Below are 1040 nucleotides of genomic sequence, written 5' to 3' on the forward strand. Positions count from 1 at the left end.
CTCGCGCTCGGCCGCCTCCCAGTCGCGGTGCCGCAGCTGGTACTTCTCCGAGTCGAGGTATTCCTCGCTGCCTTCCCTGAGCGGGGTGTTCTCGCACAGTTCGTAGCCGCTGTAGATGCCCCAGGTGGGGGAGAGGGTGGCGGCCAGCACGGCACGGACCTCGAAGGCGGGGCGGCCGCCGTGCTGGAGGTAGGCGTGCAGGATGTCGGGGGTGTTGGCGAAGAAGTTCGGCCGCATGTAGGCCGCCGCCTCGCCGGACAGCTCCGTGAGGTAGTCGGTCAGCTCCTGCTTGGAGTTGCGCCAGGTGAAGTAGGTGTAGGACTGCTGGAAGCCGATCTGGGCGAGGGTGTGCATCATCGCGGGGCGGGTGAACGCCTCGGCCAGGAAGATCACGTCCGGGTCGGTGCGGTTGATGTCGGCGATGACCCGTTCCCAGAACACCACGGGTTTGGTGTGCGGGTTGTCGACGCGGAAGATGCGCACGCCCAGGTTCATCCAGTGCCGCAGGACGCGCAGGGTTTCGGCGATGAGGCCGTCCATGTCGGCGTCGAAGGCGATGGGGTAGATGTCCTGGTACTTCTTGGGCGGGTTCTCGGCGTAGGCGATGGTGCCGTCGGGGCGGTGGTGGAACCACTCGGGGTGTTTGTGGACCCAGGGGTGGTCGGGGGAGCACTGCAGGGCGAAGTCGAGGGCGATCTCCAGGCCGTGGCGGGCGGCTTCCCGCACGAACCAGGCGAAGTCGTCCAGGGTGCCCAGCTGGGGGTGGACGGCGTCGTGGCCGCCTTCGGGGGAGCCGATGGCCCAGGGGACGCCGACGTCGTCGGGGCCGGGGGTGAGGGTGTTGTTCTTGCCCTTGCGGAAGGTGGTGCCGATGGGGTGGATGGGCGGGAGGTAGACGACGTCGAAGCCCATCGCGGCGATCGCGGGCAGTCGGCGGGCGGCGGTGCGGAAGGTGCCGTGCGGCTGCTCGGGCGTGCCCTCGGAGCGGGGGAAGAACTCGTACCAGGAGCCGTACAGCGCCCGCTCCCGCTCCACCAGCA

1 pseudogene is annotated in these 1040 nt (G+C 68.9%); it reads right to left on the reverse strand.

Going from position 1 to position 1040, the window contains the following annotated elements:
• A pseudogene (locus tag ACYVMZ_RS39325) lies at positions 1-1040 on the reverse strand (alpha-1,4-glucan--maltose-1-phosphate maltosyltransferase); the annotation flags it as partial.

This window comes from Streptomyces deserti (assembly GCF_054782695.1).